21 protein-coding genes and 4 tRNA genes are annotated in these 24,825 nt (G+C 45.4%); 10 read left to right on the forward strand and 15 right to left on the reverse strand.

Going from position 1 to position 24,825, the window contains the following annotated elements:
* The 5 genes from MMA19_RS25070 to MMA19_RS25090 all read right to left on the reverse strand — a co-directional run.
* Positions 1-422: GTP-binding protein (locus MMA19_RS25070; RefSeq protein ID WP_240207572.1), on the reverse strand; the 422-nt coding region annotated here is incomplete at its 3' end.
* A 137-nt stretch (positions 423-559) separates the two neighbouring features.
* Positions 560-635, reverse strand: a tRNA-Thr gene (locus tag MMA19_RS25075).
* Between the two features lie 13 nt (positions 636-648).
* Positions 649-723: transfer RNA gene (locus MMA19_RS25080), tRNA-Gly, on the reverse strand.
* A gap of 35 nt (positions 724-758) precedes the next feature.
* Positions 759-843 (reverse strand) — tRNA-Tyr (locus MMA19_RS25085).
* Positions 844-891: 48 nt separating this feature from the next.
* A tRNA-Thr gene (locus MMA19_RS25090) sits at positions 892-967 on the reverse strand.
* 212 nt (positions 968-1,179) lie between these two features.
* On the opposite strand from MMA19_RS25090, the gene coaA reads away from it, so the two are divergent.
* Complete coding sequence (coaA, locus tag MMA19_RS25095; RefSeq protein ID WP_006074988.1) at positions 1,180-2,103, forward strand: type I pantothenate kinase; 924 nt, start codon at positions 1,180-1,182, stop codon at positions 2,101-2,103.
* Positions 2,104-2,233: 130 nt separating this feature from the next.
* On the opposite strand, the gene birA is transcribed toward coaA, so the two are convergent.
* On the reverse strand, positions 2,234-3,193 hold the full coding sequence (gene birA / locus MMA19_RS25100; RefSeq protein ID WP_006074987.1) for a bifunctional biotin--[acetyl-CoA-carboxylase] ligase/biotin operon repressor BirA: 960 nt from the start codon (positions 3,191-3,193) through the stop codon (positions 2,234-2,236).
* Positions 3,190-4,224, reverse strand: coding sequence for a UDP-N-acetylmuramate dehydrogenase (gene murB / locus MMA19_RS25105; RefSeq protein WP_006074985.1), 1,035 nt, complete (start codon positions 4,222-4,224; stop codon positions 3,190-3,192). The genes birA and murB overlap by 4 nt, the downstream gene beginning before the upstream one ends.
* A gap of 59 nt (positions 4,225-4,283) precedes the next feature.
* Here murB and MMA19_RS25110 point away from each other — a divergent pair, with 59 nt between their 5' ends.
* Together MMA19_RS25110 and pssA are read left to right on the forward strand one after the other, a co-directional pair.
* Positions 4,284-4,715: a GNAT family N-acetyltransferase gene (locus MMA19_RS25110; RefSeq protein ID WP_006074984.1), complete on the forward strand. Its 432-nt coding sequence runs from the start codon at positions 4,284-4,286 to the stop codon at positions 4,713-4,715.
* Between the two features lie 91 nt (positions 4,716-4,806).
* Entirely contained in the window at positions 4,807-6,147 is a 1,341-nt protein-coding gene (gene pssA / locus MMA19_RS25115; protein ID WP_240207603.1) for a CDP-diacylglycerol--serine O-phosphatidyltransferase, read from the forward strand.
* 85 nt (positions 6,148-6,232) lie between these two features.
* Here the strand turns inward: pssA and typA are convergent, their stop codons facing one another.
* Positions 6,233-8,065: a translational GTPase TypA gene (gene typA / locus MMA19_RS25120; protein ID WP_006074982.1), complete on the reverse strand. Its 1,833-nt coding sequence runs from the start codon at positions 8,063-8,065 to the stop codon at positions 6,233-6,235.
* Between the two features lie 510 nt (positions 8,066-8,575).
* Here typA and glnA point away from each other — a divergent pair.
* From glnA to MMA19_RS25145, 5 genes are all read left to right on the forward strand, one after another.
* Positions 8,576-9,985 (forward strand): glutamate--ammonia ligase, encoded by a 1,410-nt coding sequence (glnA, locus tag MMA19_RS25125; protein ID WP_006074981.1) that lies wholly within the window; start codon positions 8,576-8,578, stop codon positions 9,983-9,985.
* A gap of 116 nt (positions 9,986-10,101) precedes the next feature.
* The gene (locus MMA19_RS25130) at positions 10,102-10,620 is read left to right on the forward strand and encodes a DUF4124 domain-containing protein (protein ID WP_236111969.1); all 519 of its coding nucleotides are present in this window, start codon (positions 10,102-10,104) and stop codon (positions 10,618-10,620) included.
* A 144-nt stretch (positions 10,621-10,764) separates the two neighbouring features.
* Complete coding sequence (gene glnL / locus MMA19_RS25135) at positions 10,765-11,814, forward strand: nitrogen regulation protein NR(II) (RefSeq protein WP_031494559.1); 1,050 nt, start codon at positions 10,765-10,767, stop codon at positions 11,812-11,814.
* Between the two features lie 50 nt (positions 11,815-11,864).
* Positions 11,865-13,268 (forward strand): nitrogen regulation protein NR(I), encoded by a 1,404-nt coding sequence (gene glnG / locus MMA19_RS25140; RefSeq protein ID WP_006074978.1) that lies wholly within the window; start codon positions 11,865-11,867, stop codon positions 13,266-13,268.
* A gap of 176 nt (positions 13,269-13,444) precedes the next feature.
* Positions 13,445-16,006 carry an EAL domain-containing protein gene (locus MMA19_RS25145; protein ID WP_240207574.1) on the forward strand — a complete coding sequence of 854 codons (2,562 nt, stop codon included), beginning with the start codon at positions 13,445-13,447 and terminating at the stop codon, positions 16,004-16,006.
* On the opposite strand, the gene hemN is transcribed toward MMA19_RS25145, so the two are convergent.
* The 5 genes from hemN to lexA form a co-directional block, all read right to left on the reverse strand.
* Positions 15,999-17,390, reverse strand: a complete 1,392-nt coding sequence (gene hemN, locus MMA19_RS25150; RefSeq protein WP_240207575.1) for an oxygen-independent coproporphyrinogen III oxidase — start codon at positions 17,388-17,390, stop codon at positions 15,999-16,001. The genes MMA19_RS25145 and hemN overlap by 8 nt on opposite strands.
* A 192-nt stretch (positions 17,391-17,582) precedes the next feature.
* The gene (locus tag MMA19_RS25155) at positions 17,583-18,077 is read right to left on the reverse strand and encodes a DUF2489 domain-containing protein (protein ID WP_006074975.1); all 495 of its coding nucleotides are present in this window, start codon (positions 18,075-18,077) and stop codon (positions 17,583-17,585) included.
* A gap of 14 nt (positions 18,078-18,091) precedes the next feature.
* Entirely contained in the window at positions 18,092-18,652 is a 561-nt protein-coding gene (gene yihI, locus MMA19_RS25160) for a Der GTPase-activating protein YihI (protein WP_240207577.1), read from the reverse strand.
* A complete protein-coding gene (locus MMA19_RS25165) occupies positions 18,652-19,290 on the reverse strand; it encodes a class I SAM-dependent methyltransferase (RefSeq protein WP_006074972.1) in 639 nt (212 codons plus the stop codon). Before MMA19_RS25165 ends, yihI begins: the two co-directional genes overlap by 1 nt.
* Positions 19,291-19,437: 147 nt before the next feature.
* Positions 19,438-20,058 (reverse strand): transcriptional repressor LexA, encoded by a 621-nt coding sequence (lexA, locus tag MMA19_RS25170; protein WP_006074971.1) that lies wholly within the window; start codon positions 20,056-20,058, stop codon positions 19,438-19,440.
* 284 nt (positions 20,059-20,342) lie between these two features.
* Here lexA and plsB point away from each other — a divergent pair, with 284 nt between their 5' ends.
* Positions 20,343-22,802 carry a glycerol-3-phosphate 1-O-acyltransferase PlsB gene (gene plsB / locus MMA19_RS25175; RefSeq protein WP_240207579.1) on the forward strand — a complete coding sequence of 820 codons (2,460 nt, stop codon included), beginning with the start codon at positions 20,343-20,345 and terminating at the stop codon, positions 22,800-22,802.
* Positions 22,803-22,859: 57 nt separating this feature from the next.
* Here the strand turns inward: plsB and ubiA are convergent, their stop codons facing one another.
* Positions 22,860-23,717, reverse strand: coding sequence for a 4-hydroxybenzoate octaprenyltransferase (gene ubiA / locus MMA19_RS25180; RefSeq protein ID WP_240207581.1), 858 nt, complete (start codon positions 23,715-23,717; stop codon positions 22,860-22,862).
* On the reverse strand, positions 23,717-24,256 hold the full coding sequence (locus MMA19_RS25185) for a chorismate lyase (protein WP_031494467.1): 540 nt from the start codon (positions 24,254-24,256) through the stop codon (positions 23,717-23,719). Before MMA19_RS25185 ends, ubiA begins: the two co-directional genes overlap by 1 nt.
* Positions 24,257-24,415: 159 nt before the next feature.
* On the opposite strand from MMA19_RS25185, the gene MMA19_RS25190 reads away from it, so the two are divergent.
* The gene (locus MMA19_RS25190) at positions 24,416-24,823 is read left to right on the forward strand and encodes a flagellar basal body-associated protein FliL (RefSeq protein WP_006074966.1); all 408 of its coding nucleotides are present in this window, start codon (positions 24,416-24,418) and stop codon (positions 24,821-24,823) included.
* The last annotated feature ends 2 nt before the right edge of the window (positions 24,824-24,825 follow it).

The raw sequence follows: 24,825 nt of genomic DNA on the forward strand, positions 1-24,825 counted from the left end.
ACCATGTCACACTTGTTCATGAATACGATGATGTAAGGGATACCAACCTGACGGCCTAGTAGGATGTGCTCACGAGTTTGAGGCATTGGACCATCAGTAGCAGCAACTACAAGGATACCGCCGTCCATTTGCGCAGCACCAGTGATCATGTTTTTAACATAATCCGCGTGTCCTGGGCAGTCTACGTGTGCGTAGTGACGAGTTGGAGTATCGTACTCAACGTGAGAAGTTGCGATTGTGATACCGCGCTCACGCTCTTCTGGAGCGTTATCGATAGATGCGAAGTCTTTCGCTTCACCGCCGTACACTTTTGCAAGAGTAGTACAGATTGCAGCTGTTAGAGTTGTTTTACCGTGGTCAACGTGGCCGATAGTACCAACGTTTACGTGCGGTTTCGTACGTTCAAATTTTTCTTTAGACATGAGTTGTCCCTCTAGGTACGGATTTAGGTGGCTTTGAAGACCACGCAACCAAAAAATCTTGGTAATAAAGCTTCTCTTAGCCTCTAAACATAGTTGAGGCAAAAGAAAGTATCAAAAGGAAATATTGCTTTGAGAGCTGGTGCTGATAGGCAGACTCGAACTGCCGACCTCATCCTTACCAAGGATGCGCTCTACCACCTGAGCTATATCAGCACTCTAAATGAGTTGGAGCGGGCAGCGGGAATCGAACCCGCATCATCAGCTTGGAAGGCTGAGGTAATAGCCATTATACGATGCCCGCAACACGTAACTCTGAGAGCTATTCCCTAAAGAATATGGTGGGGGGGGACGGATTCGAACCATCGAAGGCAGTGCCGGCAGATTTACAGTCTGCTCCCTTTGGCCACTCGGGAACCCCCCCAAATTTTACTTACCATTTTCGTCATCATTGCCCTAGGCAAAGTGAAAATGGTGCCGACTACCGGAATCGAACTGGTGACCTACTGATTACAAGTCAGTTGCTCTACCTACTGAGCTAAGTCGGCATAAGTGGAGCGCATTCTATTGAATGAATCTTGCTGATGCAACCGTTAAATCAAAAAAAATTTCGTTTTTTCACACATTCTTCCTTTTTGACGACTTTTTGTACACATTTCGGGGAATTACGCACGCAGTGTCGCATGAAATATTTGATTTATCCCTTTGTTCAGGTATGTTCAGCACTCTACGTGTATGGAAACCTTAAGTTAGGTGAGTTATGAGCCCTTTTATGTCATTTAGTCGCGAGCAGTGGTCTGCACTTCGCAACGCTGTCCCTATGACATTAACAGAAGATGATCTGAAAGAGCTTCAGGGTATTAATGAAAACCTGACGATACAGGAAGCCACTGATGTTTACTTGCCTCTTTCTCGTCTGCTTAACCTGTACGTTGCCGCGAGACAGAGTCGCAACTCCGTTCTTCAAGAGTTCTTGGGACAAAGTGACCATACGCCACCATTCATTATTGGTATTGCCGGTAGTGTTGCGGTCGGGAAAAGTACCACGGCTCGCTTGCTAAAAGCGTTACTCAGTCGCTGGGAAAACCACCCTAAGGTAGAACTTATTACGACTGACGGTTTCCTTCATCCTAATAAGGTACTGTTAGAAAAAGGGTTAATGGCGAAAAAGGGCTTTCCCGAGTCCTATGATATGCGTCGATTGGTGCAGTTTGTTTCCGATGTCAAAGCTTGTAAGCGTAACGTTGTCGCTCCCGTCTATTCACACTTAACTTACGATATTACTGATGAGCAGAAAGTCGTCGACCTACCTGACGTGCTAATCATCGAAGGTCTCAATGTCCTGCAAAGTGGCATGGACTACCCTCACGATCCACATCGCGTGTTTATCTCTGATTTTCTCGATTTTTCTTTGTACGTCGATGCAGATAGTGAACGCATTGAAAACTGGTATGTGCAGCGCTTTATGAAATTCCGCCAAGGCGCCTTTACTAAGCCTGGCTCTTACTTCAGCCACTATACCCAGTTGAATGAACAAGAAGCGAAAACCAAAGCGAAGAATATTTGGGCATCGATTAATGGGATCAACTTAGTGCAGAATATCTTGCCAACCAAAGAGCGGGCTCAATTGATTTTACAGAAAGGTAAAGATCATAATGTTGAGACGGTTTATTTGAGGAAGTAGGCTGTTTTTGACGAGGGGTTGTTTGCGCCAAAGGTAGATCCCTGCCTACGCAGGGATGACAATATCTAGTGTGGTAACAATATTTGATGTAGTGAGTGAAGTTGCTAAATTAGTGATAAGTTAAGCCACATCAGTTCAGTTTACGCAGAGAGATCTCACCACCAATAAATGGTTGAATGCCCGCTTCTGTTTCCAGTAAAACGGCGCCAGTGGCATCGATGCCGCGCACAATACCTTGAATGTCTCGATTGCCCATCACCAGACGAACTTCTCGATCCAAAAAGTTATCATGACGATTCCAACGTTCAACAAAACCGTGTAAGCCACACATTTCGTAATCTTCTAGAGCGTTCTGCCAAGCCTTGATAAAGGCCACCACCAAATCGTTACGGCTAAATGGTTTGTCTGCCACTTCATTGAGTGAGGTCCAAGGCTGATCGATGCCTTCTACTTGTTCACTCATATTTAGATTCATACCCATACCCATGACTAGGTTTGCCGCGCCACCAGCTTGGCCTGACATTTCAACCAAAATGCCGGCTAACTTCTTGTCATTAAAATACAGGTCATTCGGCCATTTAAGTTTTACACCATCAATCCCAAGTTGTTCCAAGGCTTCAACTATCGCCACGCCAATCACCAGACTCAACCCCATCGCCGCTGCCATTCCTGCTTCTAACTTCCAATACATGGAGAGATAAAGGTTACTACCGAATGGTGATACCCATTGGCGGCCACGGCGGCCACGGCCTTTAGACTGGTACTCAGAAATGCACACCGCACCCGACTCTAAGCTGTTTTGTTTGTCGAGTAAGTATTGATTGGTAGAGTCGATAATAGGAATCAACTCAAATGGTGAGGTAACAGTTCGCGATAGTTTCTCTTTGGACAACAGTTCCATAGGGGCCGCTAGTTGATAGCCTTTCCCCTGAACGCGAAAGATATCAACCCCCCAATCACGAATGCCTTTAATGTGCTTACTTACAGCGGCACGAGAAATACCCAGCTGCTCACCCAACATCTCACCCGAGTGAAATCCGCCTTGAGAAAGCTGCTCTAAAATCGCTAATTTCACATGATGCTCTCTCATAGCAGCTCCTTTAAATACACTTCTTGTTGAGCACCCATAAAGCGTACCTCATGCTCAAGCTCTACATTAAATTTCTTCAGCACACAGTCGCGGACATAAGCGGCAAGGTTAACAATATCCTCCGCCTTGGCATTATTGGCATTCACCAATACAAGAGCCTGTTTAGGATGCACCATGGCGCCACCCTGAGTATGCCCTTTCAGACCACACTGATCGATAAGCCAACCAGCAGCCAACTTCATCTTGTCACCCGATGGATACGCCACTAGCGCTGGGTATTGCGCTTTGAGCGTTTCATGCTGTTCGATACTGACAATCGGGTTTTTAAAGAAACTTCCAGCATTGCCAGTCACAGCTGGATCTGGCAGCTTCTCTTTTCTCACATTCACGACCACATCAAACACTTCTTTTGGCGTGGTCGTTTCTGGGTCAAGAGACTGTAACGGACCATAACTTAATATAGGCTGCCATGTTTTGTTTAGCTTAAGGCCAATGGCGGTCACGAGCGCCTTATCTTTCAGCTCGTGCTTAAAAATGGAGTCACGATAACCAAAACGACATTGATTATTAGACAGCCGCTTTATGGTATAGCTGTCTAAACAAAGGTACTCCACATAATCACATACTTGCTGGAGCTCTATACCATAAGCACCAATATTCTGAATAGGTGCGCTACCAGCACAGCCAGGGATTAAAGCCAAATTTTCAACACCAGCGTAACCCTGCTCTACACACCATTCCACCAAACTCGGCCAGTCTTCACCCCCTGATACATGCAAAAGATGTTCAGTCTCTGAGCTGGAGTACGAAATACCTTGCAATCGATTAATGATAACAACGCCCTGATAAGGCTCCGTAAATAACATGTTACTGCCCTTACCTAACATCAGTTTAGGTAGCGCTTGCCAGTCTGGGTTTTGGTAAATCGCAATTAGGTCGTCGACCGATTCAGCTTCTACTAGCACCTGACACTGCTGTGAGATACCAAAGGTGTGAAATGGGCGAAGTTGGGCATTGTTTTCAGTTTGCATGGGCATTCATTGATGGCTTACACTGCCGCTATTCTATCCTTTTGAAACGAGCATTGGCTATGGATACGTTAAAATTCGGTATGCTAGACCCCATTAAACTGCCGATTGCCAAAAAACTGTATAAAGCACACTACCCAGCTGGCAAACCAAAAAGTGATGAACGTATTCTCACTCTTAGCCAAGGCCACAGCCTCTGTGCCCTCGTACGATTTCGTACCATCGAGCAGTATCGATTGATGACCGGCATGCTGGTTCTTCCAGACTTCCGCCAACAAGGTATTGGTCATCATTTCATGGCACAACTGCGACAAAATGAGCTGACCAATAACGATTTTTGTTTTGCACTAGAACATTTACAGGGATTTTATGGACAACATGGCTTTAAAGTGATTACCCAAGAAGAGCTACCAGGTCCTCTTAAGCAACTGTTTTCTCGTTATATTCACGGCGGAAAAGCACTGGCAGCTATGCGATACATTGATCCCCGTTAAACTTATCAACGCTTTACTACCCATTTAGGGCAAGAGTTTGGTAAAATTCTAGGTTCGCAATTTTGCAATGACCAAAGGTACAGTCCCTCATATGATGGCTCTTAGGAACTCTTTTGAACAGCTTCCCTCAATCGCGCAGGATCCCAATGCACTGGATGTATTGTATTCCGCCAAAGATTATCGCGAGTATTTAATTCAAGCGATACGCGAAGCACAATCAAGAATCTACCTAGTCGCTTTGTATTTAGAAGATGATGACGCTGGACGCCAAATCCTGACTGAACTTTATCAAGCAAAGCAAAAGAATCCGGCTCTCGATATTGCCGTTTGTGTTGACTGGCACCGTGCACAACGTGGTCTGATTGGCGCAGACCAGTCTGATGGCAACGCAGTGATGTATCGCGAGTTTAGACAAAATCACGAGCATGCCGTTCCTGTTTACGGTATTCCAGTACGCGGCAGAGAAGTATTTGGGGTCTTGCACCTTAAAGGCTTTATTATCGATGATAAAGTGATATACAGCGGCGCTAGTCTTAACAACATCTACTTAAATTACGATGAGCGTTACCGATTCGACCGCTACCATGTTCTGAACAACCCTGAACTAGCAAATAGTATGGCTCAGTTTGTTGCAAACGAACTGATTGCCAATCCTGCCGTCAACGACCTGTCATTGCCAGAAAAGCCAACGACAAAAGATATTAAGGCAGAAATCCGGCAGCTACGTGGTTCACTGTCTCAGGCACGTTATCAATTTAACGCTCAGCCGAGTAATGAGCACCAAGCAGCAGTGACACCTATTGTTGGTATTGGTAAGCGTCGTAACAAGCTTAACCAAAGCATCAATCAGCTATTAGCTAGTGCTAAAGACGAGATTTTTATTTGTACCCCTTATTTCAACTTCCCTAAGTCGGTAGCAAAAGAAATCAAGCGTGCCCTGAAACGCGGTGTTAAAGTGAAAATCGTGGTGGGTGATAAGACGGCGAACGATTTCTACATTTCTCCAGAGGAAGACTTCAAAACCATTGGTGGTTTGCCTTACCTCTATGAAATGAATCTGCGTCGCTTTGCTAAAGCTAACGAAGCACATATCGCGAGTCGCAACTTGTGCATTCGCCTATGGAAACATGATGACAACAGCTTCCACCTAAAAGGTATTTGGGTCGATAAGCGTTATATGCTGATTACAGGCAACAACCTAAATCCACGAGCTTGGAGCTTGGATTTAGAGAATGCCATTTTGATTCAGGATCATTACTCGCATCTTGTCGACAAGTTTGAGGCTGAGGTGGAAAACATCCTTGAACACACCCAGTTGATCTGTACCTATAAGCAGTTGGAAAAAGTGGAAAACTATCCAGCGCCTGTACAAAAATTGCTGAAGAAAATTACTCGAGTTCAAGCTGATAGAGTATTGAAACAGTTACTTTAAGTTATTCAACCTTTAGCGTCTTCGAAAAAGCAAACACAAAAAAACCAGCCTCGCGGCTGGTTTTTTTACATCTCACCTAAATCAATTAAGACTTAGCTTCGCGACTTGCACGCTTACGATCGCTTTCCGAAAGGAACTTCTTACGGATGCGGATGCTTTCAGGTGTTACTTCTACTAGCTCGTCATCATCGATGAACTCAAGTGCTTGCTCTAGAGTCATAATGATTGGCGGAGTAAGAACCTGTGCGTCATCAGTACCAGAAGCACGAACGTTAGTTAGCTGCTTACCTTTAAGCGGGTTTACCGTTAGGTCGTTGTCACGGCTATGGATACCGATAACCATGCCTTCGTAAACCTCAACACCGTGACCGATAAACATACGGCCGCGCTCTTGTAGGTTAAACAGTGCGTTTGTTAGCGCTTTACCAGCACCGTTCGAGATAAGTACACCGTTTACACGCTGACCAATCTCACCGCCCTTGAATGGACCGTAGTGATCGAACGTGTGGTATAGAAGACCAGAACCAGACGTTAGTGTCATGAATTCAGTTTGGAAACCGATTAGACCACGAGATGGCATCATGAAGTCCATACGAATACGACCTTTACCATCTGGAGCCATGTCCGTTAGCTCACCTTTACGTAAGCCGATAGCTTCCATGATGCTACCTTGGTGCTCTTCCATTACGTCGATAGTTACAGTTTCGTAAGGTTCTTGCTTCTGACCATCTTCTTCTTTGATGATAACTTCAGGACGAGAAACCGCTAGCTCAAAGCCTTCACGACGCATGTTTTCGATCAGGATAGATAGGTGTAGTTCACCACGACCAGATACACGGAACTTATCTGGATCATCCAGTTGCTCAACGCGTAATGCTACGTTGTGTACCAGTTCCTTCTCTAGACGCTCAAGGATGTTACGTGAAGTCACGAACTTACCTTCTTTACCTGCGAATGGAGACGTGTTTACTTGGAATGTCATGGTTACTGTTGGTTCGTCAACAGACAGTGCTGGTAGCGCTTCCACTTCACCCTGCGCACAGATAGTGTCAGAGATTTTTAGCTCGCCAAGACCAGTGATTGCGATGATATCGCCTGCAGTTGCTTGCTGAACTTCGTGACGCTCAAGGCCTAGGTAACCTAAAACTGTACCTACTTTACCGTTACGAGTCTTACCATCAGCACCGATAACCGTTACTTGTTGGTTCGGCTTAACCGTACCACGAGTCACACGGCCTACACCGATAACACCAACGTAAGAGCTATAGTCTAGCTGAGAGATCTGCATTTGCAGTGCACCCTCAGGGTCAACAGCAGGTGCTTCAACGTTATCAACGATAGCTTGGAACAATGGTTCCATGTTCTCGCCTTCTTCGCCTTCTTCAAGCGTAGCCCAGCCGTTTAGCGCTGATGCGTAAACTACTTGGAAGTCTAATTGTTCGTCAGATGCACCTAGGTTGTCGAATAGGTCGAATACTTGGTCCATAACCCAATCAGGGCGAGCACCTGGGCGGTCGATTTTGTTGATAACAACAATAGGCTTAAGGCCATGTGCAAATGCTTTTTGCGTTACAAAGCGAGTTTGCGGCATCGGACCATCTACAGCGTCAACGATCAGCAGTACAGAGTCTACCATCGACATAATACGCTCAACTTCACCACCGAAGTCCGCGTGTCCCGGAGTATCTACGATGTTGATGCGGTGATCATTCCAGTTGATCGCTGTGTTTTTAGCAAGGATCGTGATACCACGTTCCTTTTCGATATCATTCGAGTCCATAACTCGCTCTTCAGTTTCACCGCGAGACTCTAGAGTACCGGATTGCTGAAGTAGCTTGTCAACAAGGGTAGTTTTACCGTGGTCAACGTGCGCGATAATCGCAATGTTTCTTAACTTATCAATCTGTGGAGTTGACATAGATTTCTTTCACTCAGTCAAGAGTCGCCGCACGATAGCCGCTGACTCGATTAAAAAAACGCCCGCAATATACCAGAAATTACGAGAGTTGTGATCTTCTTCGTTGAAATCTTGCTTAAACATAGTCGGTTTAAGCTAGTTTTGCCGTAAATATCGGGCGCTAGCGCCAAATTCACTATTTTAGCGCAGCCGATCTGCGCATCGTAGGATTGCAGTTGACACCGATTCAAAAACCATGCTGAATGTATGGCATCATTGATTCAACTTGGTGCAGAAATTTAACATTGCACCATAAAAGTGCATTCAATGATCATTTTGGTGCATCATCTTGCTCCATTATGATGAGTAATTTTGTAACACAATGAAAAATAACGGATTTATTTTTTGGCACGGTTTTAGCTTTAGTAAAATCAGCATCGATTAACGCACTTCAATAAGCAGACGTTAATCAATGCCGATTAACACTAATCGAGTACTTAACCGCTTTAATAACACTGGAGGTTTTCCAAGATGTCAGTAGAAAATGTTCTATCGCTGATCCAAGAGAACGAAGTTAAATTCGTAGATCTACGCTTTACAGACACTAAGGGTAAAGAGCAGCACGTTTCTATCCCTGCACACCAAGTAGATGCAGACTTCTTTGAAGAAGGCAAAATGTTCGACGGTTCATCAGTTGCTGGTTGGAAAGGCATCAACGAATCAGACATGGTAATGATGCCTGACGCGGCAAGCGCAGTTCTAGACCCATTCACTGAAGATGCAACTCTGAACATTCGTTGTGACATCCTTGAGCCTGCAACAATGCAAGGCTACGACCGTGACCCACGTTCAATCGCTAAGCGCGCAGAAGACTACCTACGTTCTACTGGCATTGCAGATACTGTACTTGTTGGTCCAGAGCCAGAGTTCTTCCTATTTGACGATGTTAAATTCGCAACAGACATGTCTGGTTCATTCTTCAAGATTGACGACGTAGAAGCGGCTTGGAACACAGGCACTGACTTCGAAGGTGGTAACAAAGGTCACCGTCCAGGCGTTAAAGGTGGTTACTTCCCAGTAGCTCCAGTTGACTCTTCTCAAGATATCCGTTCTGCAATGTGTCTAGTTCTAGAAGAAATGGGTCAAGTTGTTGAAGCTCACCACCACGAAGTAGCAACAGCGGGTCAGAACGAAATCGCTACTCGTTTCAACACGCTAACGGCTAAAGCGGACGAAATCCAAGTTTACAAGTACGTTGTACACAACGTTGCTCACGCATTTGGTAAGACAGCGACATTCATGCCTAAGCCTCTAGTAGGTGATAACGGTTCTGGTATGCACGTTCACCAATCTCTAGCGAAAGACGGTGTTAACCTATTCGCTGGCGACAAGTACGGCGGCCTATCTGAAATGGCGCTTTACTACATCGGTGGTGTTATCAAGCACGCTAAAGCAATCAACGCATTTGCCAACGCATCAACTAACTCGTACAAGCGTCTTGTACCAGGCTTCGAAGCACCAGTTATGCTTGCTTACTCTGCACGTAACCGTTCTGCTTCTATCCGTATCCCAGTGGTACCAAGCCCGAAAGCGCGTCGTATCGAGCTACGTTTCGGTGACCCATCAGCAAACCCATACCTATGCTTTGCTGCAATGCTTATGGCTGGTCTTGACGGTATCAAGAACAAGATCCACCCAGGTGAAGCAATGGACAAAGACCTTTACGATCTACCAGCTGAAGAAGCTGCAGAGATCCCAACAGTGGCTTACTCACTAAAAGAAGCGCTAGAGTGTCTAGACGCTGACCGTGAGTTCCTAACTTCTGGCGGTGTATTCTCTGATGACTTTATCGATTCTTACATCGATCTTAAGTCTCAAGACGTAGAGAAAGTAAACATGACAACTCACCCACTTGAGTTCGAACTATACTACTCAGTATAATTCAAAGGTTTACAACCAATTATTAGGCTCGCCTCGCAGGCGGGCCTTTTTTATGTCCGTGTTATTTCTTGCAGCATTACCATCAGGACTCTTAAGTAAAGCAAGGTTCCGCTAATATGAAATCTGCCCTGATATTGATACTGTGTATCCTGAGTCCTCTATCTTGGAGTATAGAGATCTACACCTGGGTCGATGAAAAAGGTGTGCAGCACTTCAGTGATAATCCTGCTAACCCTCAATCGTCGTTAGTTGTGTTGCCTGACCCTCCCGCCCCTTACTCCAGCAATGACGTATCCCCAGCAACAAATTCTTTCTCAGAAACGCCAACCCCCAAGCCTATCAGGCTAAAAGTCAGCATCCGCAATCCCACTCACGATGCCACCATTCGCAACAACGCTGGTAATTTCGATGTTATTGGTCACATAGATGGCAAGCTTCACGTCGCAGCCAAGCTGCAGCTTCTTCTCGATGGCAAGGTATATGGTGCACCGAAAACTACTCCTCATTGGTCATTAACCGCCATTGACCGAGGAACTCACACCCTAACCATTCAAGCGCAACAAAACGGCAAGGTTATTGCATCGTCCAATACGATAACAGTGCATTTACATCGTGCATCGGTGCAATCGCCATAGCCATCAGCGTTTACGCTTTTACTCTATAAAAAATTGCGCCATACTTGGAATTATCAATGCACCATTTTAGTGCATAAACAAAAGACATTGCGTGCAGCGCACCATCATAGAGCAACGCAATGCAAAATCGATTAAGGATAGCGTGTGGCAAACTGTGAACTCACCAGTGCAATACTCAATAATGTGGTAACGGCGACCTTGATGCTCAATGAGGGATTAACAGTTCAATACGCTAACCCTGCCGCAGAGCAATTGTTCTCGCAAAGTTCCAAGAGACTGCTTAATTGCCACCTTTCTCAGTTTATTCAACACGCTTCTCTAGACTTGGCTTTACTTACTCAGCCTCTACAAAGTGGCCAAAGTATTACCGATAGCGATGTCACTTTAGTTGTTGATGGCAAACCGCTGTTATTAGAGGTGACTGTTAGCCCCTTATCTTGGAATAAGGAACTGATGCTTTTGGTGGAAATGCGTAAGATTGGCCAGCAAAAAAGGCTGACTCAGGAGCTCAACCAGCATGCCCAACAACAAGCTGCAAAGTTGCTGGTAAGAGGCCTCGCTCATGAGATAAAGAACCCGCTTGGTGGCCTGCGAGGTGCGGCACAACTTTTATCAAAGATGCTGCCTGATCCCTCACTTAATGAGTACACCAATATCATCATTGAACAAGCAGACCGATTAAGAGCGCTGGTCGATAGGCTTCTTGGGCCACAACGTCCAGGAACGAAAAAAGAAGAAAATCTGCACCTCATTTTAGAAAAGGTACGTCAGTTGGTAGAGCTTGATGCAGGAACCAGCCTGACCATAGAACGAGACTATGACCCTAGTCTACCGGCGATCTTGATGGATACCGACCAAATCGAACAAGCGTTATTGAACATTACCAGTAATGCCGCGCAAATATTAAAACAACAAGATAATGGGCAAATCACCTTGCGCACGCGCACTGTGCATCAAGCCAATATTCATGGACAGCGCCATAAACTCGCTGCTCGGATAGAGATTATTGACAATGGCCCCGGCATTCCGGCCGAACTCCAAGATACGCTGTTCTACCCCATGGTAAGTGGCAGAGAAGGCGGAACGGGTCTTGGGCTGTCCATTTCGCAAAATTTGATCGACCAACATAATGGAAAAATAGATGTAGAAAGTTGGCCCGGTCGCACCATTTTTACTATTTATCTGCCTATTTAGCCTCAAGGAGAAAGAGGACTTAATATGGCTTGCTGTAAGGAAGTTTGGCTATGAGTAAAGGATATGTATGGGTCGTCGACGACGACAGCTCAATACGATGGGTAATGGATAAAACCCTTTCATCAGCAAATATCAAATGCGAGACATTTGCCGATGCAGAAAGCGTGCTAATGGCATTGGAGCGGGAAACACCGGATGTATTGGTGTCCGATATCCGTATGCCCGGTATTGACGGCATTGAGCTGCTAAATCGAGTTCAAGAAAGCGCCCCAGATTTACCAGTCATCATAATGACCGCACACTCTGATCTCGATGCGGCGGTAAACGCCTACCAAAAAGGCGCTTTTGAGTACCTACCTAAGCCTTTTGATATCGATGAGACCCTCACTCTGGTCGAGCGCGCTATTACTCACAGCCTAGAGCAAAAAAGTGCCCTTTCGCAGGAAGAGGTGATCGCAGCTGATGCACCGGAAATTATTGGTGAAGCGCCCGCTATGCAAGAGGTGTTTCGAGCGATTGGCCGTTTATCTCGTTCCTCCATTTCTGTGCTCATTAATGGTGAATCAGGTACGGGTAAAGAGCTTGTCGCGCACGCCTTACATCGCCATAGTCCTCGCTCTAGCAAACCTTTTATCGCACTCAATATGGCGGCAATTCCCAAAGACCTTATCGAGTCAGAGCTATTTGGCCATGAGAAAGGTGCATTTACTGGTGCAAATAGTGTGCGCCAAGGACGTTTTGAACAAGCCAACGGTGGGACCTTATTCTTAGATGAGATTGGTGACATGCCATTGGATATTCAGACTCGATTGCTGCGCGTTTTAGCCGATGGACAGTTCTATCGTGTCGGTGGGCACTCTGCAGTCAAAGTGGATGTACGTATCGTCGCCGCGACTCACCAAAACCTCGAAAAGCTGGTGACCGAAGGCGAATTCCGTGAGGATTTATTCCATCGCCTTAACGTCATTCGTATCCATATCCCATCTCTTCGAGAACGCAAACAGGATATTGAAAAGCTGACATTGCATTTCTTGTCTTTAGCAGCAGAAGAACTCGGTGTGGAGACCAAGTCTCTTAATCCGGACACAGTGGATATCTTAAATAAGCTCGACTGGCCGGGAAATGTGCGCCAGCTTGAGAATACCTGCCGATGGCTCACAGTAATGGCCAGCGGCAGTGAAATTCTACCAAGTGATTTGCCTACCGAGTTATTAGAAGAGCCAAGACGCGTTACTGATATCGGTGCTGGGGATTGGCAGTCACTACTCTCTTCATGGGCTCAGCAGGCCCTTGAGTCTGGTGAGACAGAAATACTTAACCATGCACAACCGCAATTCGAGCGTATATTGCTTGAAGCAGCGCTTAGCCACACCAATGGCCATAAGCAAGATGCAGCGAAAGTGCTCGGCTGGGGACGGAATACTCTTACCAGAAAGCTAAAAGAACTCTACTAACAAAGTTCTTATTAGATCATCGACTTGCCTAACGCACCGCCATTATTTAGGTCATTTAGTCTCAAATGACCTAAATAATTCTATCAATCGGCCGATTTATAACTATTGATTATTAATACGTTACGGCAAAGCCTCAGGCCTATCTGCGAGCTCGTTGCCACACAACATCAGAGCATATGCCAGGTTTACTGAAAATCTCCTTCAAGAAAGCCCTAATCACGCCATTTATTTTGGTGTTTCTGTGCTCGATCGGCACCATTTTATGGCTACAGAAAGAGCACTACGACGACCTTGCGCTGGAGATAAGTGAAAAGCAGCTTACTAGCTTAAGCTACAACGTGATTCAGAGCTTAGATATCTATCTTGAAAGGCCGATGGCAGTGGCCGACGCATTAGCTCATGCGATTGAATACCATCAGCTGTATTCCGCCAATGATGCCCTAGCTATCGAAGATTATTTGCTGTCCAGTTTTAAATCCCTTCATACTGAGTTTTCACAAATTGACTTATTGGGTTTTGGTGGCGAGTTAGGTGAATTCCTTGCCATACGAAATGCAAAGTCCATTCATACCCCAAACGGTTACTCTTTGATGGTAAAGGACGCGAATACTGGTGAGCAGCTTAATATCTACCAAGGTGAAAACCGACAGTCTCAAGTCATCGATACCATAAAACCTTATGACCCAAGATTGCGCCCTTGGTACCAGCCGGTCAAAGAAAACCCCGTGGCTATGTGGTCAAAGCTGTATGCCAACGCCGACGCGGAACAAGAAGTGACAATTTCTGCTCTCGCTCCGGTATTTAGCTCAGACGGAGACATTCGAACCTTCGTTGGAGTGGCTGCTGTTGATGTACAGATCGATACTTTTAGTCTCTTTCTCAATGAATTAAAACACGCCCATAACGCGCAAGTCTTTATTATTGATAACCAGCGTCAGCTCATCGCACAAGCCGATGATGAATCGATTCTCGATGCTAACGGACAAAGGCTATCAATGGCTGACAGCTTGCATCCTGCTTTGACCTTTCTTGATCAAACTTTAGATAATACCGAACTGACTGAACCTCACTTATTCGCCTTTCCTTACCGGGGAGACACCCATTATGTGATGGTTAGTCATTATCAAACTAATACCAATTTAAGTTGGTACGTTGTGGTATCTATCTCCAATCACGCTCTGCTTGGCGATATACCCATGATTAGCAACCAAACGCTAATCGCGGGCTTGATTTTAGGCGTGCTGGGGTTACTTGTCGGTATCGTCATCATCAACCGACTGATTCTGCCTATGTCTGAAACCGCTGAGGCGGCAAAACAGATTTCTAATGGCTCTTGGGACTACCCATTACCAAAAAACAATCGTATCAAAGAGATCTCGCTGCTCGTAGAAAGCTTCTCCGCCATGCGCTCACACTTGCAAGCATCGTTTCATACTTTGCGAGAACAGCTCACCCGTGACAGCTTGACCAAGCTGTATAGCCGACAAGGCTTTATTGAGACCTGCAATACAATGAAAAGCAACAGCGGCTGTATGATGCTGCTCGGTATTAATCAATTTAGAGATATCAATGACAGCTTAGGTCACCATCAAGGTGATATTTTACTCTCCGTCATTGCAGAGAGACTCAAAGCGTGGGTGTTGCTTGAAAATGGTGTGCTAGGGCGAGTTGCCGGTGACGAGTTTGCCATCTACCTACCTGATGTGAAGCCACAGCAACAGATGTGTTATCAACATCGAATTAGACAGATATTCAGCGCCCCTTTCGTGATGCAAGGTGAGCCATTAATGTTACAGGTCTCTATTGGTATCGCACCTATTACCGGAGAGGACACAACAGACACAACGCTGCGAAATGCAGGCATTGCCCATAGCCACGCAAAGTTTGATTGTCAGCGCTGCTGCATTTATACCCCCGACATGGCAGAGAGTTCGAAAAAGAAAACGCGCTTGTTAGCGACATTACGTCATGCCATTGATAACAATAAGTTTGAGGTGCATTTCCAACCCATAATTGAACTCGACAATGGCCAAACTTTAGGTGCTGAAGCTCTACTGCGACTTCGTGATGATGAAGGACTATTCATTTCTCCTTTGGATTTCATTCCTATTGCTGAAGGTTCGGGACTGATTAGCAGTATTGGTCGGATTATGGCAGAGAAAAGCCTCGAAACCGTTGTCAAAGCTATCAAACAACAACAGTTACCTGCGCACTTTCAATTGCACATTAATGTCTCAGTCATTGAACTAGCGAGCGCAAGCTATGTGGATGAATTGTCAGGACTGCTCAAACGAGCAGGTTTTCCGGCAAGTCAGCTTACTGTCGAAGTGACGGAATCGCGACTGGCTGACAATGATCCAATCACCCTTGGCAACCTCAGCAAAATTAGAGCGCTTGGCGTTAATATTGCTATCGACGATTTTGGTACTGGCTATTCTTCCCTCGCCTATCTCCACAAGCTGCCATTTAATAGCCTGAAGGTCGATAAAGCCTTTGTAGATAGACTGACTCCAGACAATGCTGAGCAGAGTGTTGTTGCAGCAATCACTAAGCTATCAAGCAGCTTTGGGTTTACGCTCGTGGCGGAAGGGATTGAAACACCACTGCAAGCTAAGCTCGTTCATGACCTTGGCTGTCATCATGCACAGGGGTATTTGTATGGTCGACCGACACCGTTAGAACAATGGCCGCAGCAGGCTGCTACGACCAAAATGAAAAATCCGGTAGGTATTAAATAACGCGGGAGAACTGTTGCTGACGCGCTTTTTGACGTAGATATTTGTCAAAACACATACAGATATTACGAATCAATAAACGACCACGCAGTGTCACTTCAATCGAATCGTCTGACACTGCAACTAATTCATCATCAATAAACGTTTGCAGCAATTTCATATCTTCAGCGAAATAGCTTGAGAAGCCAATGCCAAAGGTCTTTTCTATAAATGTTTTGTCGAGCTTGAAGTTACAGATAAGCTGCTTGATCACTTCACGGCGAATCAAGTCATCTTTATCAAGGACCACACCTTTCCAAAGTGCATGTCTCAAATCATTCACTTGAGCGTAGTACTTTTTCAGCTCTTTCTGGTTTTGTGCGTAGCTGTCGCCAATCATAGAAATCGCAGAAACACCAAAGCCAACTAGGTCGCAATCACCTTGCGTCGTGTAACCTTGGAAGTTTCGATGCAGCTCACCCGCACGCTGTGCAACCGCTAGTTCATCTTCAGGAAGAGCGAAGTGGTCCATACCGATAAACTGATAGCCTGCGCCTGTCAACGTTGCAATAGTATCTTGCAAGATCGCCATTTTTTCTTCAGCTTGAGGAAGATCCTCGTCTTTAATTTTACGCTGCGCGGCAAATAAGTTTGGCATGTGAGCATAGTTAAACACAGATAAACGTCCTGGACGCATGGTCAGAACCTGCTCAAGTGTCTCGGCAAAACGCTGTTTCGTTTGCTTCGGTAAACCATAGATAAGGTCGAGGTTGGTTGAACGGAAACCTAGTTGTTTGGCGCGCTCAGCCATGGCAAAGATAAACTCTTCATCTTGCTCACGATTCACCAGCTTTTGCACTTCTTTATTGAAGTCTTGAACGCCAATACTCAGGCGGTTAAAGCCTTCTGAGCGCAGATGGTCCAACATATCCAACTCAATTTCACGCGGGTCAACTTCGATACTGATCTCAGCACCTTCTTGGAAGAAGAACTCACCACGAAGAATTGCCATCAATCGACTGATCTGGCTTTTGGTTAGGAAGGTTGGCGTACCGCCACCAAAATGCAACTGAGTCACTTTACGACCCTGAAGCAATGATGCACGCTGACGAATTTCGTGTTCGATAACATCGAGATACTCATCAGCTTTGTATGCATGACGGGTAATCACTTTATTACAGCCACAGTAATAGCAAAGCTTATGGCAGAACGGAATATGAACGTACAGCGATAGTGGACGTTCTGGATATTGAGTACACGCCATGTCGTAATCAGAGATGGTATAAGCTTCGTGGAACTCGACAGCGGTCGGATATGAGGTATAACGAGGACCCGAGTAGTTATACTTATCGAGAATCGCTTGATCCCAGACTATCTGTTGCTTAGTTTCTGATTGACTTTGAGACATGGTAATACTTCCAATAAACATGTGTTTCTTGACGCCCCAATCACAACCTAACAAACGCAGATTGGCGGTACGTCAACTAGGCGCTATTTTGCCACAGGAATATGACAGCGAGCGCCGTTAACTGCATTTTTGCTCAAATCGTCAACAAAAATGCTAGCTTGATCACTAGTCATGACCAACGAAACGAAAAGGCTATCCTACAAGCTTAATATCAATGGCATTGTTCAGTGGCTTAACCTTCTGCTGAAGGTCTTTGAGCTCTTCGATAATTGCGTCATTCAAACGCGCTTCTGCCTTCTGACGTGTAAGGTTATCCCGCATTCGGTCTTGCTTTTTCATCTCTTGTCGCGCATCACCGCGTGGCATATCTTTAACGATATGATATAGCTCAGAAGTCGCAGGGTAGCTCTCATCAAAATCGACACGGTCATTACCTTGAACGTAGTCCATGATGTTGTAGAGTCTAATCGCCGCTTCTGATACATCACATTGCCCTTGAATCGTCGCTAAACAAATCGTATCGACGCTTTCAAAAATGTTGGCATTTCGCTTTTGGATAGCCAAGTCGCGATGCTGCTGTTGCAACTCCTTTTGCTTTTTAAGTTGCAGTAGCAAATAGCCCGCATAACTAGCCAAGCCGACAATAATGATGGCACCAGCAATAGCTAACAGTGTGAAGGTATTCATCTACTCTACCCTTATTAATCCTTGAATTGGTCGATGTCTAGCTCTTCAAATTGAGACAACAAATCAGCATCGCTGCTTGCTTTGCCCTTTGTCTGACGAGACTCTTCAGCTATAGATGATTCAACCTCATCTTCGATCTCTGGCTCCATTAGGCCAAGACGGTTCATCAGTACTTCAATTCGGTCAAGTTTCTCGTCAACGTATTTTTGCAGACCTGCACCCAAGTTTTCACCGCTTTCAATACGATCAAGCAATACGTTAAGCTGTGCATCATTTTCGAGCATTTCAAGTTCTTGCTCAGCAGATAAACGACGCTCTTGTTTACTTGGCTTTTTCTTATCATCAACGATAAGTGGGATTTTTTTCTTGCTACCTAAACGCGGGTCTAGCTTTGCTGCGCTGCCTGCCTGTTTGGTTTTTGAACCTTCTGAATGACGACTGCCAGACTTCTGGCCTTTGCGCTTTTTCAAACGCTTGCGTAAGCGACCTTCCACATCCGATTCAGTGCGGTTGCGTGTAACAATTACAGGCTCTGGATTCGCGCCTGGCTTTCTCGATTTTTTCTTACGACTCATTACGTAAGCTTCCTCAGTAAAATGACATCATTACCAATGAATTCTAACTCCAGCCCATCTCTTTGTGCCAAATACACAAAGGTGGCTCGACTAAAGAATACAACGTGGGTTTGGTCGTTCTTGTAGTGCCATTTGGCAAAGGCATCCACATCAACCACCATTTTAGTCATTAAGCCTAACCATCCCGCAGGCTTAATGAGCGATAACCATTGTTGCCAAACTAAGTCTGGCTCATACAAGTGCTCAATAACTTCCGTTGCTGTGACGAAGTCATAGCTATTATCTAATACCGAACTCTCTGGATAATAGTACAAATCATACAGCGACATGTCATAGCCTTGCTCTTCGAACATCAAAGACAAGGTTGGGCCCGGGCCACAGCCAAAATCGAGACCTTTTGAGCCTTGTGATAATCGTTCTTGTAGTGGTGAGACTAGTCGAGATAAAAAACGTCGATAGCCAGCATCACTAGGATCATTGATATGAAGGTCATAAATCGCTTTTTCCGCGCTCGCATCAAGTCGTTGCTGCGTTGGTACAAACACCAACTGACAGGAACCACATTGCAAGTAATCTCGCTTCTTATCGCTGTGATAATGGTGTACAGAAAGTCCCGCACACAGTGGGCAAGCTTCCACAATTTATCTCCTGAACGATACAAGGGTGCGAAACATACCAGAAAGTGAGCACGGTGGGGAGTGGAGACGGGTATTTTTTCTACAATTTCATCAAAAACGCGTAGAATTTAAGGCAGAGAAGTCGTTTGCTTATCTGCCTTAGTGCTATTACATCCAATCAGTGTTGCGAATAATACCAACCGCAACCCCTTCAATAGCAAGGTGCTGAGCAGTTAGATCGACTTCAATCGGAGAAAATTCTTCGTTTTCTGCATGCAGCAATACGGTCGCGCCTTTGCGCTCGAGTCGTTTTACCGTCACATCGTCATCGACACGTGCAACCACCACTTGTCCATCACGAACATCCTGCGTTTTATGTACTGCAAGTAGGTCGCCGTCCATAATACCGATGTCCTTCATACTTTCGCCATTAACACGCAGCAGAAAATCAGCTTGTGGTTTAAACATGCTCGGATCAACTTGGTAGTGTGCTTCAACATGCTCTTGCGCCAAAATAGGCTCACCCGCAGCAACTTGACCAATCAATGGCAGGCCAGCGTCTTCGTTCGCTGCATCTTCAAGCAGAATACGAATGCCTCGAGATGCACCAGGGATAATTTCAATGGCTTTTTTACGTGCTAGAGCTTTTAGGTGTTCTTCTGCCGCATTCGCAGAGCGGAAACCCAACTCTTTCGCGATCTCGGCACGAGTAGGTGGCATACCTACATCGTCTATTTTGCTTTTGATTAAATCAAAAACTTGCTGTTGTCGTGGCGTTAGCGGCTTCATAATTCACCTGTCTGTTTATACAGTTAACTGTGAGTATATCCAGTAATGGTTTAATTGCAAAGACAATTGGTTGTTTTTTTAGCGGCTTAACACCATATCTAACTCAGACAGAGCAAAAAACACCGAATTAGGATGTAACGAGTTTTTTCATTAAAAGGTAAGACCAGTTTCTGGTATGCTTGCACCGCTCTAAATATAGTGCCTAGGATTAACACACTACAATTCATAGTATGTGTGCTTCTCAGGCATTGTTTCTTTCGAACAAATTGAGGCTGTGAACCTTTATGTCTTCAGGACAATCACTGTTCCGTTCCTTTCTTAAACTGCCAATGTCGGTATTGGTAAAAGGGACGGCGATTCCATCTAACCCTATCGAAGACCACAATATCGATGCAACGAAACCTGTGGTGTACGCCCTTCCGTTTAGCTCCAATGTCGATCTGCTCGCATTACAAGAGCAAGCCTTGGCCGTTGGGTTACCGGATCCATTAGAGCCTATCGTGCTCAATGGAGAAGAGCGTAGTCGCTTTGTCTTCATCGCCTCAAGACCAACTCTCATTAGTAGCGACCAGAACGTTCCGAACGAATCCATCGCACTGTTTTCTGACTTACTTAAAGAGCACGAGAAAGACCGTGAACTTGATGTTCAGGTTATTCCGACCACCGTTCTTTGGGGCCGTAAACCTGGTAAAGAAGAAACACCAAAGCCTTACCTGCAACCGATGAACGGTCTGCAAAAAGCCTTCGCGGTTATTGCTTCAGGTAGGGACTGCATGGTGCGCTTTAGCCCAGTAGTGTCGCTACGCTATATGGCAGATTCACATGGCACGGATGAATCTATCGCTCACAAACTGGCGCGTGTAGCCCGTATCCACTTCTCAAGACAGAAGTTCGCTGCCTCTGGCCCTAACCTGCCAAACCGCCAAGTACTATTCCATCGTTTACTCAACTCCCAAGTGATTGAGCAAGCGATCACAGACTACGCGCAAGCTAACGATATTAGTGAACAAAAAGCACGCAAAGAAGCTCATCAAATCATGGATGAAATTGCTGCTGACTTCTCATATAAGCTGATAAAAAGTGGCGACCATATCCTTCATTGGCTGTGGAACAAACTCTATCAAGGCATCAACGTCAATAACGCTTCTACCGTGCGCCGTTTAGCGCAAGACGGTCATGAAATTGTTTATGTACCTTGTCACCGTAGTCATATGGACTATCTATTATTGTCCTATGTTCTTTACCGTGAAGGCATGGTACCACCGCACATTGCTGCGGGTATTAACCTCAATTTCTTCCCAGCAGGGCCTATTTTCCGTCGTGGTGGCGCGTTCTTTATTCGCCGCAGTTTCAAGGGAAATAAGCTTTATTCGACGATTTTCCGCGAATATTTGGCAGAGTTATTTGCCAAAGGCTATTCCGTTGAATATTTCAGCGAAGGCGGTCGTTCACGTACTGGCCGTTTACTGCAAGCAAAAACCGGCATGCTGGCAATGACGATTCAAGCGATGTTGCGCGGCCTCAACCGCCCTGTCACTCTAGTTCCCGTGTACATTGGTTATGAACATGTGATGGAAGTGAGCACCTACGCCAAAGAGCTACGTGGTAAGCGCAAAGAAAAAGAGAATGCAGGCCAAGTAATCAAGACCATTCGTAAACTGCGCAACTTTGGTCAAGGCTATGTGAACTTTGGTGAGCCAATTCCACTCAATCAATATCTCAATGAAGCCGCGCCAAACTGGACGCAAGACATTGATCCAATGGGCACCAGTAAACCACAGTGGTTGGTACCTGCAGTCAACGATCTTGCGACCAAGATGATGACTAACATTAACGATGCTGCGGCAACTAATGCATTAACGCTGTGTGCCACAGCCTTGCTTGCCTCACGTCAACGGGCGTTATCTCGTGACAGCTTGGTGTCACAGATTGATTGTTATCTGTCGCTGCTTAAGCATGTTCCTTATTCACAAACTAGCACGCTGCCTAACGATTCAGCAGAAGAATTGGTAGCTCACGCCGAGTCATTGGACAAGTTTGTCATTGAATCTGATACCTTAGGTGACATTATTTCCCTAGATCGTCACCAGTCGATTCTGATGACCTACTATCGCAACAACATCATCCACTTGTTTGCATTGCCATCTTTGATCGCACAAATGTTAATCCGCCAACATAAATTGTCACTTGAAGCTATCAAGTACAATGTGGAAAAGCTTTATCCTTTCCTCAAGAAAGAGCTGTTCTTGAATCTAGACCAGGCAGAGTTGGAACAGGCCGTCGACGGCATCGTTGCAGAACTTGAGCGCCAGCAACTGGTCGTGGTGGAACAAGGTTTTGTCTCAATGAACCAATCCAACACTCAAACCTTGATGTTACTAGGTAGAACGATTTCCGAGACGCTTCAACGTTATGCGATTTCACTTAATCTACTGGCCAGCTACCCTGAACTAGGCAAGAGTGACTTGGAACAGAAGAGCCAAGAAATTGCCCAGCGTCTTGGTCGTCTTCATGGCATTAATGCTCCGGAGTTCTTTGATAAAGGAGCCTTTGCAGCTCTGTTCAGCACCCTGAAAGAACAAGGCTACCTTGATGTAGAAGGTAACTGTGATAGCGCCGCTACCGAAACGTTAGCTAGCCTACTATACAGCTTGCTCTACCCTGAGGTGAGATTAACTATTCAGGAGAGTGTGCATCAAAGCGATGTAGAAAATGCTATAGAAGAAGCACCTACTTCTGAGTAAATCCCATAAATAACAAAGGCGCTATTCAATAGCGCCTTTGTTTTATTCTCTATCTTGCTACGGCCAAAATGCTACTAGCAAACCGATCGTCACCACCATGCCTACATAGTTGTTATTGAGGAAAGCTTGGAAGCACGGCATTCGCTCACGCTGTCTAATGAGCCATTGTTGATAAACAAACAATGCCCCAGCCACCAGCAAGCTCCAATAATAACTCGCACCGAGTTCATACCATCCACCCAATGTGTACAGCATAAGTAACGTGGCAAACTGCAATAAACCAATGATGAGTTTGTCACGGCGACCAAACAAGATTGCCGTCGATTTGATCCCTACTTTTAAGTCATCGTCACGATCAACCATGGCGTATTGAGTATCATAGCCAATGGTCCAAAGGGCATTAATCACAAAGACAAACCAAACCATAGGTGGCAGCTCATTTGCTTGTGCAGCCCACGCCATCGGAATCGACCAACTGAAAGCCAGTCCTAAAAACAATTGCGGTAGATGGGTATAGCGCTTCATAAATGGATAAATAAACGCTAAAAATAGTCCAACAAACGACAGCTGTATCGTCAGAGTATTCATCGTCAATACAAGGATAAACGACGCAATAGCGAGGAAAAGGAACAGCGCTATGGCTTCTCTTGATGACACCAAACCTGCTGGAAGCGGTCTAAGTTTGGTGCGTTCTACATGACCATCCACCTTGCGATCTGCAAAGTCGTTAATCACACAACCTGCACTTCGCATCATGATCACCCCCAATAAGAAGACCACTAATACATGCAAATCTGGTATCCCTTCGGCCGCAAGAATCAGCGCCCAAAGTGTTGGCCAGAGCAGCAGTAACGAGCCGATGGGTTTGTCCATTCGCATTAACTGCCAATAGGCTTTTGCCTTTGCCGAGGTCATTATTCACTCTCCATGTTATAGACCGGCGAGTCGGGAAGAAAAAGCTCCGCGACCAATATTGGATGTCCCGAGACCCACAAACGAGAGCGACGAGCAAACAAGTCCCCTTGCGGAGTCGAGATCATAGCCACTTGCAATGCATCACGCTTAGTATCTGAGCTTGAAAACACGGTGACCCCAATAGGTACAGTTCCTTGTTGTGAAATGTCGTATTGGCTTCTATCCATGGCATCGAGCGACATCAATGTGCGACCGATGACCCAAGGCACATCATCGCCTGATAGCACCACCTCTCGTAGCCAGCAGGCTTCGTGATCAAGTAACTCCACTTCTTCATGTGACATGCATTGTGGAGTACTGGCTTCGTTGCGCACAACTTCTACTGCGAAGTGATCACAATGAGCACTTAATTTATGTGACAAAGAGCCCTGCTCTGTTAACCATTGCAAGACATTATCATTGGTAAATCGAAACTGTTCTGGAGATTGCCATTGAGCGTGGCTTAATACTTTCAGATAATCGAAAACTGAATCATTCATTTTGCTATTCAATAACACGCGCTTAAGGCGTACAATCATTATTCTTCTGAATGGCGTATTGTACCACTCGAAGAGGCCATAAACTCTAGTTGTATCGTGCTATTGTAACAAAATTAGGCTTATGGAATATCGGCTAAATGGAGTTAGAAAGAGAGAAATATGCGTAAACGTTACCTAAGCCAGTTTTTCCTTATCATGGGCTTGACTGTCACATTCCCTGCTCTTTCGGCAGATTCTACTGCTCCTAGCCTCGCTTATTTTACTTTAGAACCAGAGTTGACGACGAACTTTTATACTGAGGGCAAGCGACTCGGTTATGTTCAAGTACGAATCGACGTTATGGTCGCGGATGCCAGCGACCTTGTTATTATTGAACATCATCAACCACTTATTCGTGATGCGGTTGTAGAGCTACTCGGTCGTCAAAATGCAGATGTCATCAAATCTTTGGCTGGTCGAGAAGAAATTCGTCACGCCTTAGTTGAAAATCTCAACAACCTACTGTTAGCAGAAACCGGTAAGGCCGTCATCGCCGACCTTTTATTTACCAAATACTTATACCAATAGAA

It is taken from the genome of Vibrio sp. CyArs1 (genome assembly GCF_022432925.1).
GTDB lineage: Bacteria > Pseudomonadota > Gammaproteobacteria > Enterobacterales > Vibrionaceae > Vibrio > Vibrio mediterranei.

What these genes read in the sequence shown, in the direction of transcription:
- MMA19_RS25185 (WP_031494467.1), bottom strand. Translation starts at nt 24,256, where the DNA reads ATGAATGATTCAGTTTTCGATTATCTGAAAGTATTAAGCCACGCTCAA.
- plsB (WP_240207579.1), top strand. Translation starts at nt 20,343, where the DNA reads ATGTCTTCAGGACAATCACTGTTCCGTTCCTTTCTTAAACTGCCAATG.
- MMA19_RS25110 (WP_006074984.1), top strand. Translation starts at nt 4,284, where the DNA reads ATGGATACGTTAAAATTCGGTATGCTAGACCCCATTAAACTGCCGATT.
- MMA19_RS25155 (WP_006074975.1), bottom strand. Translation starts at nt 18,077, where the DNA reads ATGAATACCTTCACACTGTTAGCTATTGCTGGTGCCATCATTATTGTC.
- MMA19_RS25145 (WP_240207574.1), top strand. Translation starts at nt 13,445, where the DNA reads ATGCCAGGTTTACTGAAAATCTCCTTCAAGAAAGCCCTAATCACGCCA.
- typA (WP_006074982.1), bottom strand. Translation starts at nt 8,065, where the DNA reads ATGTCAACTCCACAGATTGATAAGTTAAGAAACATTGCGATTATCGCG.
- hemN (WP_240207575.1), bottom strand. Translation starts at nt 17,390, where the DNA reads ATGTCTCAAAGTCAATCAGAAACTAAGCAACAGATAGTCTGGGATCAA.
- glnA (WP_006074981.1), top strand. Translation starts at nt 8,576, where the DNA reads ATGTCAGTAGAAAATGTTCTATCGCTGATCCAAGAGAACGAAGTTAAA.
- coaA (WP_006074988.1), top strand. Translation starts at nt 1,180, where the DNA reads ATGAGCCCTTTTATGTCATTTAGTCGCGAGCAGTGGTCTGCACTTCGC.
- pssA (WP_240207603.1), top strand. Translation starts at nt 4,807, where the DNA reads ATGATGGCTCTTAGGAACTCTTTTGAACAGCTTCCCTCAATCGCGCAG.
- ubiA (WP_240207581.1), bottom strand. Translation starts at nt 23,717, where the DNA reads ATGACCTCGGCAAAGGCAAAAGCCTATTGGCAGTTAATGCGAATGGAC.
- glnG (WP_006074978.1), top strand. Translation starts at nt 11,865, where the DNA reads ATGAGTAAAGGATATGTATGGGTCGTCGACGACGACAGCTCAATACGA.
- MMA19_RS25190 (WP_006074966.1), top strand. Translation starts at nt 24,416, where the DNA reads ATGCGTAAACGTTACCTAAGCCAGTTTTTCCTTATCATGGGCTTGACT.
- murB (WP_006074985.1), bottom strand. Translation starts at nt 4,224, where the DNA reads ATGCAAACTGAAAACAATGCCCAACTTCGCCCATTTCACACCTTTGGT.
- lexA (WP_006074971.1), bottom strand. Translation starts at nt 20,058, where the DNA reads ATGAAGCCGCTAACGCCACGACAACAGCAAGTTTTTGATTTAATCAAA.
- yihI (WP_240207577.1), bottom strand. Translation starts at nt 18,652, where the DNA reads ATGAGTCGTAAGAAAAAATCGAGAAAGCCAGGCGCGAATCCAGAGCCT.
- MMA19_RS25130 (WP_236111969.1), top strand. Translation starts at nt 10,102, where the DNA reads ATGAAATCTGCCCTGATATTGATACTGTGTATCCTGAGTCCTCTATCT.
- birA (WP_006074987.1), bottom strand. Translation starts at nt 3,193, where the DNA reads ATGAGAGAGCATCATGTGAAATTAGCGATTTTAGAGCAGCTTTCTCAA.